Annotated in this window: 13 protein-coding genes; 7 read left to right on the forward strand and 6 right to left on the reverse strand. The window is 63.3% G+C overall.

Going from position 1 to position 13,668, the window contains the following annotated elements; genetic code table 11:
* The first annotated feature begins 12 nt into the window (after positions 1-12).
* Positions 13-1,179, forward strand: a complete 1,167-nt coding sequence (locus TSA66_RS24365; protein ID WP_040041888.1) for an acyl-CoA dehydrogenase family protein — start codon at positions 13-15, stop codon at positions 1,177-1,179.
* Between the two features lie 63 nt (positions 1,180-1,242).
* Positions 1,243-3,237 carry an acetyl/propionyl/methylcrotonyl-CoA carboxylase subunit alpha gene (locus TSA66_RS24370; protein ID WP_040041889.1) on the forward strand — a complete coding sequence of 665 codons (1,995 nt, stop codon included), beginning with the start codon at positions 1,243-1,245 and terminating at the stop codon, positions 3,235-3,237.
* Between the two features lie 72 nt (positions 3,238-3,309).
* Here TSA66_RS24370 and TSA66_RS24375 read toward each other — a convergent pair whose 3' ends face one another.
* On the reverse strand, positions 3,310-3,627 hold the full coding sequence (locus tag TSA66_RS24375) for an SCP2 sterol-binding domain-containing protein (protein WP_040041890.1): 318 nt from the start codon (positions 3,625-3,627) through the stop codon (positions 3,310-3,312).
* 95 nt (positions 3,628-3,722) lie between these two features.
* Entirely contained in the window at positions 3,723-5,387 is a 1,665-nt protein-coding gene (locus TSA66_RS24380; protein WP_040041891.1) for an AMP-binding protein, read from the reverse strand.
* Between the two features lie 61 nt (positions 5,388-5,448).
* On the opposite strand from TSA66_RS24380, the gene TSA66_RS27215 reads away from it, so the two are divergent.
* From TSA66_RS27215 to TSA66_RS24390, 3 genes are all read left to right on the forward strand, one after another.
* A complete protein-coding gene (locus TSA66_RS27215) occupies positions 5,449-5,640 on the forward strand; it encodes a hypothetical protein (RefSeq protein ID WP_157691779.1) in 192 nt (63 codons plus the stop codon).
* Between the two features lie 236 nt (positions 5,641-5,876).
* Positions 5,877-6,275 carry a hypothetical protein gene (locus TSA66_RS24385; RefSeq protein WP_157691780.1) on the forward strand — a complete coding sequence of 133 codons (399 nt, stop codon included), beginning with the start codon at positions 5,877-5,879 and terminating at the stop codon, positions 6,273-6,275.
* 9 nt (positions 6,276-6,284) lie between these two features.
* Entirely contained in the window at positions 6,285-7,055 is a 771-nt protein-coding gene (locus tag TSA66_RS24390; protein WP_040041893.1) for a glycoside hydrolase family 16 protein, read from the forward strand.
* A gap of 73 nt (positions 7,056-7,128) precedes the next feature.
* Here TSA66_RS24390 and TSA66_RS24395 read toward each other — a convergent pair whose 3' ends face one another.
* On the reverse strand, positions 7,129-8,565 hold the full coding sequence (locus tag TSA66_RS24395; RefSeq protein WP_040041894.1) for an aldehyde dehydrogenase family protein: 1,437 nt from the start codon (positions 8,563-8,565) through the stop codon (positions 7,129-7,131).
* A 261-nt stretch (positions 8,566-8,826) separates the two neighbouring features.
* Complete coding sequence (locus TSA66_RS24400) at positions 8,827-9,264, reverse strand: universal stress protein (RefSeq protein WP_040041895.1); 438 nt, start codon at positions 9,262-9,264, stop codon at positions 8,827-8,829.
* Between the two features lie 271 nt (positions 9,265-9,535).
* Here TSA66_RS24400 and TSA66_RS24405 point away from each other — a divergent pair, with 271 nt between their 5' ends.
* A complete protein-coding gene (locus TSA66_RS24405) occupies positions 9,536-9,976 on the forward strand; it encodes an ANTAR domain-containing response regulator (protein ID WP_040041896.1) in 441 nt (146 codons plus the stop codon).
* Between the two features lie 2 nt (positions 9,977-9,978).
* On the opposite strand, the gene TSA66_RS24410 is transcribed toward TSA66_RS24405, so the two are convergent.
* The gene (locus TSA66_RS24410) at positions 9,979-12,243 is read right to left on the reverse strand and encodes a putative bifunctional diguanylate cyclase/phosphodiesterase (RefSeq protein ID WP_040041897.1); all 2,265 of its coding nucleotides are present in this window, start codon (positions 12,241-12,243) and stop codon (positions 9,979-9,981) included.
* Positions 12,240-12,446: a hypothetical protein gene (locus TSA66_RS27220; protein ID WP_157691781.1), complete on the reverse strand. Its 207-nt coding sequence runs from the start codon at positions 12,444-12,446 to the stop codon at positions 12,240-12,242. The genes TSA66_RS24410 and TSA66_RS27220 overlap by 4 nt, the downstream gene beginning before the upstream one ends.
* Positions 12,447-12,541: 95 nt before the next feature.
* Here TSA66_RS27220 and TSA66_RS24415 point away from each other — a divergent pair, with 95 nt between their 5' ends.
* On the forward strand, positions 12,542-13,561 hold the full coding sequence (locus TSA66_RS24415; RefSeq protein WP_157691782.1) for a hypothetical protein: 1,020 nt from the start codon (positions 12,542-12,544) through the stop codon (positions 13,559-13,561).
* Positions 13,562-13,668 lie beyond the last annotated feature (107 nt).

Here is a 13,668-nt window from a genome sequence, read left to right on the forward strand (position 1 = left end):
CAGGAGACGGCAATGCAATTCACCCACGAACACAATGAACTGAAGCGCAACCTGAAACGCTTCATCGACAACGAGATCAACCCGTTTGTCGACGAATGGGAGGAAGCCGAAATCTTCCCGGCCAAGGAGCTTTTCCGCAAGATGGGCCAGCAGGGCTTTCTCGGCGTGTCCAAGCCGGCCGAGTATGGCGGCCTGGCGCTCGACTATTCGTATTCCGTTGCCATGGCAGAAACGCTCGGCCACATCAAGTGTGGCGGCGTGCCGATGGCCATCGGCGTGCAGACCGACATGGCCACGCCGGCGCTGGCGCGCTTCGGCTCGGATGCGCTGCGCGCGGAATTTCTGGCGCCGGCCATTCAAGGCGAGATGGTGGCCTGCGTCGGCGTATCGGAGCCGGGTGCCGGCTCCGACGTGGCGTCGATTCGCACGACCGCGCGCAAGGATGGCGACGACTACGTCATCAACGGCAGCAAGATGTGGATCACCAACAGCCTGCAGGCCGACTGGATCTGCCTGCTGGCAAACACCTCCGACGGTGGGCGCTATTCCAACAAGTCGCTCATCGTCGTGCCGCTCAAGACGCGCGGCATTTCGGTGGCGAAGAAGATCAAGAAGATCGGCATGAATTCGTCCGACACCGGCTTGCTGTACTTCGACGAGGTGCGCGTGCCGCAGCGCTACCGCATCGGCGAGGAGGGACAGGGCTTCATCTACCAGATGCTGCAGTTCCAGGAAGAGCGCATGTGGGGCGCGGCCAATGCGACGCAGGCGATGTTCAACTGCATCGACATGACGATCGAGTATGCGCGCGAACGCAAGGTATTCGACATGCCGCTGATCGATAACCAGTGGGTGCATTTCAAGCTGGCCGAGCTGAAGACCGAGGTCGAATCCTTGCGCGCGCTGGTGTACCGCGCCTGCGAGCTGTACATCGGCGGGCAGGACGTGACCGAGCTGGCGTCGATGGCGAAACTGAAGGCCGGGCGCCTGGCGCGCACCGTGCCCGATGCCTGCCTGCAGTTCTGGGGCGGCATGGGCTACACCTGGGAAAACCCGGTGTCGCGCTTCTATCGCGACGGCCGCCTGACGTCGATCGGCGGCGGCGCGGACGAGATCATGCTCGGCATCATCTCCAAATACATGGGGATTTTGCCGGGAAAGAAAAAGTCAGCGCAATAACTGCATTAAGCGCATTCAGCGCCGCTCCCGCCGCTGCCCGTCGAAACCATTCGCGCACCTCCCATGACTGACAAACGCATTCATTTGATGTTGATCGCCAACCGCGGCGAAATCGCGCTGCGCATCATGCGCACCGCGCACCGCCTCGGCGTGCGCACGCTCGCCGTGTATTCCGATGCCGACCGTGGCGCGCCGCATGTGCGGGCAGCCGATCTCGCGCTGCCCATCGGCGCGGCGCAACCGGCGGCATCCTACCTGAACATCGCGGCGCTGGTTGAGGCGGCCCGGCGCGCGGGCGCCGATGCGGTCCATCCCGGCTACGGCTTTCTTGCCGAGAACGCCGATTTTGTGCGCGCCTGCACGGCTGCCGGCCTGGCCTTCGTCGGCCCTTCCGCCGACGCCATCGATGCGATGGGCAACAAGGCCGGCGCCAAGCGCCTGATGACGGACGCCGGCGTGCCGTGCGTGCCGGGCTACCAGGGCGCGGACCAGTCCGAGGCGCGCATGCAGGAAGAGGCGGCGCGCATCGGCTACCCGGTGATGATCAAGGCGGCCGCCGGCGGCGGCGGGCGCGGCATGCGCCGCGTCGGGCACGCCGACGATTTCCTCGCAGCGCTGCGCTCGGCCCGCTCGGAAGCGGCGAACGCCTTCGGCAGCGACGAACTGATCCTGGAAAAAGCGATCATCGAGCCACGCCACATCGAAATCCAGGTATTTGCCGACATGCACGGCAATGTTGTCCACTTGGGCGAACGCGACTGCTCGGTGCAGCGCCGCCATCAAAAGGTGATCGAAGAGTCGCCGTCGCCGGCGGTGAATCCGCAGTTGCGCGCGCGCATGGGCGAGGTGGCCGTCGCGGCGGCCAGGGCCATTGGCTACGTCGGCGCGGGCACCCTGGAATTCCTGCTCGACCGCGAAGGCAATTTCTATTTCATGGAAATGAATACGCGGCTGCAGGTCGAGCACGCGGTAACGGAAGCGATCGCCGGAGTCGACCTGGTCGAGTGGCAGCTGCTGGTCGCGCAGGGCAGACCACTGCCGCTGACGCAGCACGACATCGACCTGCGGCTGGCCGCCGGCGGCCACGCCATCGAGGTGCGGCTGTGCGCGGAAGACCCCGACGACAATTTTCTGCCGCAGAGCGGCACCGTCGCCTACTGGCGCGCGCCCTCGTCGCTGCGCTGCGACCATGCGCTGGAAAGCGGGCTGACGATCTCGCCCTATTACGACTCGATGGTGGCCAAGCTGGTGGCGCACGGCAGCGACCGCGACGATGCGCTGCGCCGGCTCGCGTACGGATTGAACGAATGCGCGCTGCTCGGCGTGAAAAGCAACCGCCAGTTCCTGGCGCGCTGCATCGCGCATCCGGCGTTTGCCGCCGGGTGTGCCACCACTGCCTTCATCGAAACGCATTTCCCGCCGCAACAGTACGCCGCTGCGCCCGCAGATCCGGCGACCCGACGCATTGCGGCAGCGGCGCTGGCGCTGCATCGCCGTGGTACCGGCGCGGCGCGCTATCCGGGCGAGCTGCATGGCTGGTCCAGCAGCTGGCGCTATCCGCAGCTATGCCGCTTGCTGCTCGACGGCGAGGCGGTGGAACTGCATGTGACCACGCTGGAAAATCAGCGCTGGCACGTTGCCGATGGCAGCGGCAGCAGCGAGATCGGCGTATCCGATGCGACCGCCAACGAAGCGACGTTTCATTTCGACGGCCAAACCTATCGGGTCTGCCATGCGGGGGCGGGGGAAGACCTGTTCTTCGTGCTCGACGGCGTGGAGCATCGCGTCACCGACAACACCTATGCGCCTGCAAGGCGCGAGAGTGCCAGTGTCGCCAGCGGGCGCATCGGCGCGCCAATGAATGGGCAGGTGGTGTCGGTGCAGGTGCAGGAGGGCGAGGCGGTGAAGATCGGCCAGACGCTGCTTGTGATCGAGGCGATGAAGATGGAACATAGCGTCGTGGCGCCCCTCGACGGCACTGTGGCAGGCGTCTATGTCCAGGTCAGCGACCAGGTTGCGCCAGGGCGGATCTTGATCGAGCTTGCGGCGAATGCGTGACGGCATAGCCTGACGGGCTTGCAAACCCGTCATGGCTCCCCGCCGCCACTGTAGCGGGGAGCGGAATGGCGTCTATGCCAGCTTGCTGGTGTCAAACATGGTCTGCATGCGTTGCGCCAGCATCATGTCGCCTTCCACCTTCAGCTTGCCGCTCATGAAGGCGGAAATGCCGTTGAGCTCGCCTTTGAGCATGGCCATCAGATTATCGTCGGTCATCGTCAGCGCCACGTCGGGCGAAGGCGCCATGCCTTCGTGCGCGCTGCACTTGCCATCGTCGATGACGAGATACATCGGGTTCGATATCTTGTACTGGATGGTCGATTGCATGCCGTTCGCGGCGTTCGGATTGAGCGCTTGCGGCATCTTCTTGATCAGGTCGTTGACTGTCATGGGGGTCTCCGTGAAGGTTGATGTAGGCCTTGTCGAACTGCCATGGACATGCGTGCAAGGCCTGTCACGCAAAGGCAAGAAATCAGTCGGCGCCCTTACCCGCCGCGCAGTTCGCGCCGCAGGATCTTGCCGATCGGGGTCTTGGGCAGCTCGGCGCGGAATTCGATCTGGCGCGGAATCTTGTAGCCGGTGAGATTGGCGCGGCAGTAGGCGAGCAGCTCGTGCTCGCTCAGCTGCGGGTCCTTCCTCACCACGAACAGCTTGACGGCCTCGCCGGAGTGCGCGTCGGCGCTGCCGACGGCGGCCGCTTCCAGCACGCCGGGATGGGCCGCCACCACCGCCTCGATCTCGGCGGGATAGACGTTGAAGCCGGAGACGATGATCATGTCCTTCTTGCGGTCGGTGATGCTGACCCAACCATCGGCATCCATGGTGCCGATATCGCCGGTCCTGAGCCAGCCCTCGGGGGACAGCGCGTCGGCCGTTTCCGCCGGTCGGTTCCAGTAGCCCCGCATTACCTGCGGCCCGCGCACCTCGATTTCGCCCGCTTCGTCCGGCGCACAGATGCTGCCGTCGTCGCGCCGGATCCGCACTTCGGTCGACGGGATCGGAATGCCGACCGCGCCCAGGCGCGGTCGGTGCGGCGGATTGATGCAGACGCCGGCGGTCGCTTCGCTCAGCCCGTAGCCCTCGATCATGGTTCCCTTGACAAGCGAGGTCCAGCGCTCCATCACCGGGCGCAGCATGGCCGCGCCGGCGCCGATCGACAGTTTCGCCGAGCGCGCGCAGTCCGGGCCGAAGCCGGGCGTGTTGGCCAGCGCGTTGTAGAGCGTGTTCACCCCGGTCATGACGGTCCATGGATAGGCCCGCATCGTCTTGACGAAGGCTGGCAAGTCCTTGGGATTGGTAATCAGCACGTTGAGGCCGCCGATGGTCATGAAGGTGAGGCAATTGGCCACCAGCGAAAACACGTGATACAGGGGCAGCGGTGTGAGCACGATTTCTTCGCGCTCGCGCAGGGTGCCGCCTATCCATGCGCGGCATTGCAGCACGTTGGCAACGACATTGGCGTGACTGAGGATGACACCTTTGGATACGCCGGTGGTGCCGCCCGTGTACTGCAGGAAGGCGATGTCGTCCCGGCCCACCCCGATCGCAGGCGGCGTCATCGTCGCGCCGGCCCGCAGCGCGTGACGCCAGGAGACGGCGCCGGCAATGCTCCACGGCGGCACCATCTTCCTGACGTGGCGCACGGCGAAATTGACCAGGAGCCGCCGCGGCAGGCCGAGCATGTCGCCCGCGCCAGTGACGATCACGTGGCGCAGTGCGGTTGCCGCCAGCACCTTTTGCACCTTGCTGGCGAAGTTTTCCAGCACGACGATGGCGCAGGCGCCGCAATCCTTCAACTGGTGTTCCAGCTCGCGCTCGGTGTAGAGCGGGTTGACGTTGACCACGATCAGGCCGGCCCGCAGCGCGCCGAAGATGGCGACCGGATACTGCAGTAAGTTGGGCATCATCAGCGCGATGCGCGCGCCCTTCTCCATGCCGGGCAGTGACTGCAGGAAGGCGGCAAAGGCGCGCGACAGCCGCTCCAGGTCGGCGTACGTCAGGGTGTGCCCCATGTTCGTAAAGGCCGGTAAGTCCGCGTATTGACGGCAAGCCGTCTCGAACATCTGGTTGACGCAGCAGCAATCCGCCAGCTCAATCTCGGCCGGGACACCCGGCGGGTAATCGGTCAACCAAGGTCTGCTTGTCTCCATCTCATTTCCCCTAGAGGCTTTTTGAAGACATCCTACCGCGCGCAATGATTAAAGCAAGCGATTGATTTATTCATTTACCAAAACCTTACCGGATATTGATTTTGGTCTAATGCGGCTTGCCGGTTGCACTGTGCATGCGCGCGGCGGACCGAGCGTTCGCTCCCTGCTCATTTCCGGCGATAACCAAGCGGCTTTGCGCTTGCACAAGGAAAAAATTGCGGCGCTATATGCAGATCAAGCGGAAAGAAAATAGCGATCGCCACTGCGGACCGCGCCATGCATTTGCACTTACGATGCTGGCTGCCGACCCTGCCGCTGCTGCCCGCAGCAGGGCATCGCCAGCACGGCCGGCATGTCATCGCAATCACAAACGCCGCTGTATCCACAAACCTTCGGCATAGGCGATATCGCGTTGTCCCTCCGGATGATGGTGTCGTACCGGTGCGGTGACGCTGGCTGTCGCCTCCGCCATTGATGGAGGAGTATGACTTGAAGATCCAGTCTCTTTTTCACACCGTTGTTGCCACCCTCTTTTGCGGCCTTGCCATGGCCGCGCTGGCCCAGGAAGATCCGCCGGAGCAAAGCCCGTTTGCTGCCGCGCCCTTCCTCGACCCGCAACCGCTGCAGGAGCTGATCGCGCTCGATGACGGCGAATTCCTGCGCCGCCTGTTCGATGCCCGGCAAGGCAGCCGGCTCGTCGACCGCCTGTTTCCGGCCGATCCGGCGATCTTCCCCATGTCGCACGGCTTTGCCGGCGCCCGGGATGCCTGCCTGCGCCTGCGCACGCCACAGGCTTGCCGGCTCTATCTGCATGACCTGGTCATGATCAACGAGGACAAGCTGCAGCAAAACCGCGTGCTGTCCAATCCATTCGCGCCCGCCCGCTAAGGAGAACGCATGAAACGCATCCTCGTGATCTTCGCTGCCGTGCTGGGACTGTTTGCCTGGCACGCTCCGCTGCTGGCCCAGACGGTTTCGCCATATGGTCAGTCGGCGTACCTGTACACGCTGACGTTTGCCGAAGAGTTCGGCAACGGCCTCAATCCCGGCATCTGGAATAACCATATCTGGTACGAGAGCGCCAACCCGACCGTCAACTATGCGGTGGAAAACGGCGTGCTGAAAATCTGGCCGCAACGCGACGCCAGCGGCAATTTCTTCAACAGGACGATCGACACCGACGGCCACTTTTACCAGACCTACGGCTTCTTTGAAATCGAGGCCAAGCTCCCGGTGGGAAAAGGCGTCTGGCCCGCCTTCTGGATCTTCAACCATATCGGCACGCGCCGGCCGGAAATCGACATCATGGAAGCCTATCCCGGCGGCGGCCCGGCAAGCGGCTGGTCGGATGCCAACCTGCATCCGACCGCCTACGGCGTGACGGTATGGAAGGATGCCACCGCGCTGGCCGGCTCCAAAATGATCCAGACCACCGACCTGTCCGCCGGCTTCCATAAATACGGGCTGAAATGGGAAAGCAGCCGGATGACGTTCTATTTCGACGGCAAGCCCGCCTACGTGCTCAACGTGCGCATGCGCGATCCGATGTACATCCTGCTCAGCCTGTGGTTCGGCAGCGCCAGCGGCACGCCCGACAGCACCACGCCGACCGGCAGCGGCAACGCCTTCGAGATCAGCTATGTGCGAGCGTGGAAGTTCAGGTTTTAACTAGCATCAGCGCTTGCAATGGCCTGCGCCGGCTGCGGCCGGCGCGCCACGGTCCTGCAGGTGATTGCCGGGCTTACGCCGTGGCCGGCACTGGATACTGCAGCGATTTGTACTGCAGGAATTCCTCGATGCCGTACCGGCCCAGCTCGCGCCCGTTTCCGGATTGCTTGCAGCCGCCGAACGGCGCCATGATGTTGAAGTGTCCGCCGTTGATGTCGACCTGCCCGGTGCGCATGCGCAGCGCAACCCGCCGCGCGTGCGCCACGTCGCGCGACCAGACGCCGCCGGACAGCCCATAGGCCGATTCGTTGGCGATGCGGATGGCATCCTGCTCGTCGCGGTAGGAAAGAATCGCCAGCACCGGGCCGAACACCTCCTCCTGCTCGATCAGCATGCCCTGCTGCACGCCGCCGAAGACGGTCGGCTGCACGAAATAGCCTTGCTCCAGCCCGGGCGGCGGATGGGGGCCGCCGGCCAGCAGCGCGGCGCCTTCCTCGATGCCGGCGCGGATGAAGTGGCGCACGCGTTCGCGCTGGCGCTCCGACACCAGCGGCCCGAGCTCGGTGCGCTCGTCGAACGGATCGCCCACCCGCATTTCATTGGCGAGGTGCGCGGCCATCGCCGCGACTTGCTCGTAGCGCGTCTCCGGCACCAGCATGCGGGTATGCGCCGAACACGTCTGGCCGGCATTGAGGAAGCAGGCGCGCATCGCGCCCGGCACGGCCTGCACGTAATCGGCATCGTCGAGCAGGATCGCGGCCGACTTGCCACCCAGCTCGAGCGTGACGCGCTTGAACGTCTGCGCCGCCAGCATGGCCACGCGCTTGCCGGTCCGGGTCGAGCCGGTAAACGAAATCATGTCGACCTGCGGATGGCAGGCCAGCGCCTCTCCCACTGTCTCGCCGGTGCCGCTGACCAGGTTGAATACGCCGGCAGGAAAGCCGAGTTCGTCGATGATGTCGGCGAACAGGAATGCATTGAGCGGCGCCACCTCGGAGGGCTTCAAGACCACGGTGCAGCCGGCGGCAAGCGCGGGGGCGAGCTTGGCGGCGATCTGGTGCAGCGGGTAATTCCACGGCGTGATGCAGGCCACCACGCCGGCCGGCTCGCGCAGCACCTCCGAATTGCCGACCTGCTCGGCAAAGTGGAAGTCGCGCAGCAGATCGGCATGGATGCCGAATGTGGCAGCCGGCAAGCTAGCCTGCACCTGGCGCGAAAACCGCAGCGGCGAACCGACTTCCTGCGAAATCAGTGCGGCGATCTGTTCGCTGCGCTCGCGCAGCGCGCCATGGATTTTGCGCAGCCAGTCGGCCCGCTCGGCAGGCGGCGTCGCTGACCAGCTGTCGAGCGCATCGCGCGCGGCATAAGCGGCGTCGCCCGCATCCTGTTCATTGCCGAGACAGATGCGACCGATGACTTGTTCGGTCGCGCTATGGGTGACATCGGCACTCATCTTGCCATGCGGCTTGACCCATTTCCCGCCGATGTACAGGTGCTGGTGAATTTTCATTGTTTCCTCGCGAAAGAAATGCGGCGTCGGAAAAATGAAGCGGGCGCCTCTACGGCCGTGGTGACCGTGGCATTATGGTACCCAGTGTGTGCGGGGGAGGTTAGGCGAAGGTGCGTTTATTTGTGCTCGCACAAACGTCGTGGCGTTGCTCAGGCCATGCATGCCTGGCGACAGGAGCGGCCGCCGCGTTCCATCAAGCATCCTCGATGCTGCAGAAAAAATCATGCCGCGCCGGCATTTGCCTGCGCGGACAGCTTCCCGCTATGCCGCCACCATCACCGCGCAATGCACCTTTTCCACCAGCACGGCATCCATCGCGCCGCGCCACCAGCGCATCGCAAAGCTCTTGTGGCGGGAGTGGCCGACAATCACCAGCTCGATGCCGAGTTTTTGGACCATGCCGGCGATGATATTGGCCGGCTCGCCCACCTCCAGATGAGGAATCACCTTGAGGCCGGCGTCGGCCAGCATCAGGCGCCCCGATTCGAGCACCTGCTTCATGGTGCGCTGCTCGGCCTCTTCTTCCTCGATGGTGGGGACGGCGGCGGCGAATTCCGCCGCGATCACGATCGGCATCGGCGTGACCACTGCCAGCAAATGAATCTCGGTCGCGGGGCCGGGTTCCAGCCGTATGCATTCCTGCAGTGCGCCGCGGCTCTCTGGCGTGCCATTGTAGGCGACAAGGATCTTGCGGTACATGCGTCCCTCCTTGATCAAAACGGAGCAGCGGTTACGCTGCCGCCCGAAATTCCATCATACATCGCGCGCTGCCGTGCCGATTCATTTTTCTCAATGCGCAATGGGCCTGTTTCATTGTAGACGCGGCGCTCTTGCAGTTTGATAAGATGTCGCAAAAAAAGTAACTGCCGGCCCCGTCACCATCTCCCAGTAGCCGGCCCGCCGTTACTTACGCATAATGAGCATTGTTCGCCGGAGTACAGTTGCCGGCCTTGGAATAGGGTTTTCGTTCATGTTGAAAGTGGTCGTCATCGACGGCAATGCAATCTCGCGCAATCTGCTGACTTCGGTGCTGCTGAATGGTGGCTTTGACGTGGTCGGCGATTCCAATCCCTCGCCGGCCGGTATTGCCGGCATGATCAAGCTGAAGCCGCAAATCGTGTGCATCGACATCGGAGCGGCCGACGACGAGGGCCTGGCGCGCATCGATACCCTGCGCCACGCGCTGCCGAAAACGCTGCTGTTCCTGGTCTCCGGCCAATTCGACCCGCTTACCGTGCAAACGGCGGCCGGACGCGGCGTGCACGGCTTCATCGTCAAGCCGTTCAAGCCCGAAACGGTGCTCAAGACCATCCGCAACGCCGTCATCAAGCTGGCCAGGCAGCACCGGCAAGCCGCCGCCCAGGACGGCGCGGCGCCGGATGACGCGGCATCGGTGTCGGACGACTCCTGACTTCAGTGCGCCGCGACAGCCTTGCGCACTTCCATCTCGATATATTGACGCGCGATTTCTGAGGCGGGCATCGGGCGCCCCAGCAGGAAGCCCTGTGCGATGTCGCAGCCGGCGCGGCGCAGGAATTCCGCCTGCTCGCTGTTTTCCACCCCTTCGGCCACCACCTGCAATCCCATCTTGTGCGCGATCGCAATGATCGCTTCCGTGATCGCGACGTCGTCGGCATCCTGCGGAATGCCGGTGACGAAGCTGCGGTCGATTTTGAGGCTGTCGAGCGGATACTGCTTCAGGCTCGCCAGCGAAGAATAGCCGGTGCCGAAGTCGTCGATCGACAGCGCCACGCCCATGTCGCGGATACGCCCCAGCAGCGTGATCGATTCCTGCGGGTTGTGCATGATGGTGCTCTCGGTGATCTCAAACTCCAGCATGCGCGGTGGCAATCCGCTTTGGTCGAGCGCACCGCGTATGGTGTCGAGCAAGTCGCCGGATGAAAACTGGCGCGCCGACAGATTGACCGCGATATGGCCGAAATCCCAGCCGGCATCGAGCCAGGCACGGCCCTGGCGGCAGGCTTCGCGCATCACCCAAGCGCCGATCGGCACGATCAAGCCGTTCTGCTCGGCCAGCGTGATGAAGGTGGCCGGCAGCACCAGGCCCAGCTCCGGATGGCGCCAGCGGATCAGCGCTTCCACGCCGGCCAGCTTGCCGGTGGCGGTCGCCACCTGTGGCTGGTAGTGCAGCTCGAACTCGCCGCGCTCCAGCGCGCGGCGCAGGCTGTTTTCCAGCAGCATCTGCTCGAAGGTTTCGGCATTCATGTCGCTGGTAAAGAACTGGAAGTTGTTCTTGCCGCGCTCCTTGGCGCGGTACATCGCCACGTCCGCGTTCTTCAGCAGCGTGTTGGCGTCGGTGCCGTCGGCCGGGTAGCAGGCGATGCCGATGCTGGCGGTGACGAACATTTCCTGGCCGTCGATGACGAACGGCTGCGACATGCTGGTGATCAGGCGTTCGGCCAGGCGTGCCGCCGCGCCCGAGGAGGGCGGGTCTTCCAGCAGCACGGTGAATTCGTCGCCGCCCAGGCGCGCGGCGATATTGCTGTGCCTGAGCTCATGGCGCATGCGTTCGGACGCTGCCACCAGCAGCTGGTCGCCGGCCACATGCCCGAGCGTGTCGTTGACAGTCTTGAAGCGGTCGAGATCGATGAACAGCAGCGCCAGCTGCCGGCTGGCGACGGCGGCGCGTTCGATTTCGGCGGCAAAGCGCACCATCAGGCCGCTGCGGTTCAGCATGCCAGTCAGGCTGTCGTGGCTGGCCAGGTACTGCAGGCGGCTCTCGGCTTCCTTGCGCGCGGTATTGTCAGTAAAGACGCCGACGTAATTGGTGATGTTGCGGTCGGCATCGCGCACCGTCGATATCGACAGCCAGGCCGGATACCATTCGCCGCTCTTGCGACGGTCGCGCATTTCACCCTGCCAGTGGCCGTCGCGCGCCAGGTGCGACAGCATGTCGCGGTTGACCTTGGCCTTGGCGCCTTCGCCGGTCATCATGCGCGACAGTTTGCCCCGGGCTTCCTCGGCGGTATAGCCGGTGATGCGGGTGAAGGCCGGATTGACCGCCTCGATGCGGCACTCGGCATCGGTCATCACGATGCCTTCGCTGGCCGACTCGAAAACCCGGTTGGCCAGACGCGACTGGTGCTCGAAGTCGACTTGCTGGCTGACGTCAAGCGCCACCCCCATGATCGCCGGACGGCCTTCGTACTCGCACAGGCTGCCGTGCACGTCGACCCAGCGGATGCCGCCGTCGCGGCGAAGCGCGCGGTACGTGTAGCGCACGCTGCTGATTTCGCCGGACAGGCGGCGGCGATGGTTTTCCTGCAGCAGGCGGGTGTCGTCCGGGTGGGTCAGATCGGCGACTGGCACGCCAATCAATTGTTCCGGGCTGTCGTAAGCCAGCAAGTCGGCGGTTTTGGTATTGGCATAGGCAATCTTGCCATCCTGCACCACATACAGCCCCACCAGCGACTGCTCGACGAAAGTACGGAATTTATGTTCGGATTCGCGCAATGCCTGATCGGCCTGGATCAGCGGCGTCGCCGCCGCCAGCCAGGCCAGGCAGCCAAGTCCGAGCGCCAGCAGCAGCACCAGCCAATACGGCAGCGGCAGCGCGGAAGCAGCCAGAATGGCAACAGCGACCGCCCCGCCCAGCGCCGGACTGGACCAATGGCGCGGCAAGTGAGTCTGCTGCAGAAGTCGGGACAACCAGTTCATGATATTTTAATTTTGCGTCCGGCCAGTACGCCCGGAACGTCTCCCCATCCCGCTGGATATTCTCCATAGTAGCGGCCTAGTTGGAGCCAAGCAACTAAATTGCAGGGATTTACATTACCTTGCAGATCTCCAATAGGCGCTCCGGTTTGTGCAGTGAAGATTTGTTGTTTTAATCTCAATAAAATCCCCATAAATTCGCGCATTACAATTTATTTAATTTACAAATTTACAATATTTGCGTAAGCTTGCCTGTTGTCATTGTTGCTAATTAAATAACACCGTAGCGATAAAATGCATCATGGATGAGACATCAACAATCCACTTCGAGGTGCCGGACCACATGGTGGCCGACGTTGGTCTGGATTTTGGCACTGCCGGGTGTGACAGTCCCTGGCTCCAGACGTATGGCAAGCGCCGCAAGCTGGTTTTAGACGAGGTCAAAGACATTCTGCGCCAAGAGCCAGTCCTCTTTGCGCACTTAATGAACGGCACCTCACCGTTCGGCAATGATTTCCCGCTGGCGTCTGGCTGGAGTCAGGATGGAGATCGACTGGCACGGCACATCATGCATGGTCTTAACGCACTGCAGGAGGACGAAAACGGCCTTACTCTGGTTATCGCGTGTGCCGGGGCGTACCAGCAAGGCAACATGGACCACTTGATGATCTGGAACATTTCGGTTGCTGGCCGCGTCGCCAGGCTACAGACTGGCAACCAGGAAAACATTGGCGGCAAGCACTATCCAACCAGGCTGGTGGATACTGTCGCGCTTTGGCAACAGTATGATCCAAGCGGCGCAAAAAACAGCAATGCGCCCGGCGTGCCAGTCGATACCTTTGTGAAAACGCCGGTCGGCATATCGGTGGCACATCATGGGCTATTCATCAACCTGTTCCCGTCCTCCGCGTCGCAGGATTTCGAGGCCGCGCTCGACCGCTTGAGCCGGGAAGAGGCGGGGCATCGCTTTGGTTTCTTCGACGGGCAGAAGAGCTGCTTTACCACGGCGCGCGACTTGCTCGGCGCCATTCGCACCAAGGGGCCGCACGGTACAGACGTCGACTGGGGCGCGCGGCAGCCGCAACCGGTAGTGCCCGAGATCTTCAACAAGTTGAGCCTGCTGACCAATTACGATCGCCCGATCGGCATCGAAACGATGTGCGGCAAGGCATGGGACCTGCACGACAAGGAAACGCGCCGCAAGGTCAGCCGCGACAAGACTATGTTCGCGGCGCTCTCCGCCCGGCTGGGCAGCTGGATCAGCAAGAAGCCCGGCGCCTACCGGATCCACATCCGTCCCGCCTTGCCCCCTCTGTTGTAACACGTCCGCCTGCCGTCATTCCTCCGCTGGCAAGGCGCAGTCATTCACGGCAACGCTGACAAGTGCTGCGAATGACTGCGCCTGGAATGCATCGCCAGGCCTCCATT

The sequence above is a fragment of the Noviherbaspirillum autotrophicum genome, assembly GCF_000818395.1.
Taxonomy (GTDB): domain Bacteria; phylum Pseudomonadota; class Gammaproteobacteria; order Burkholderiales; family Burkholderiaceae_D; genus Noviherbaspirillum; species Noviherbaspirillum autotrophicum.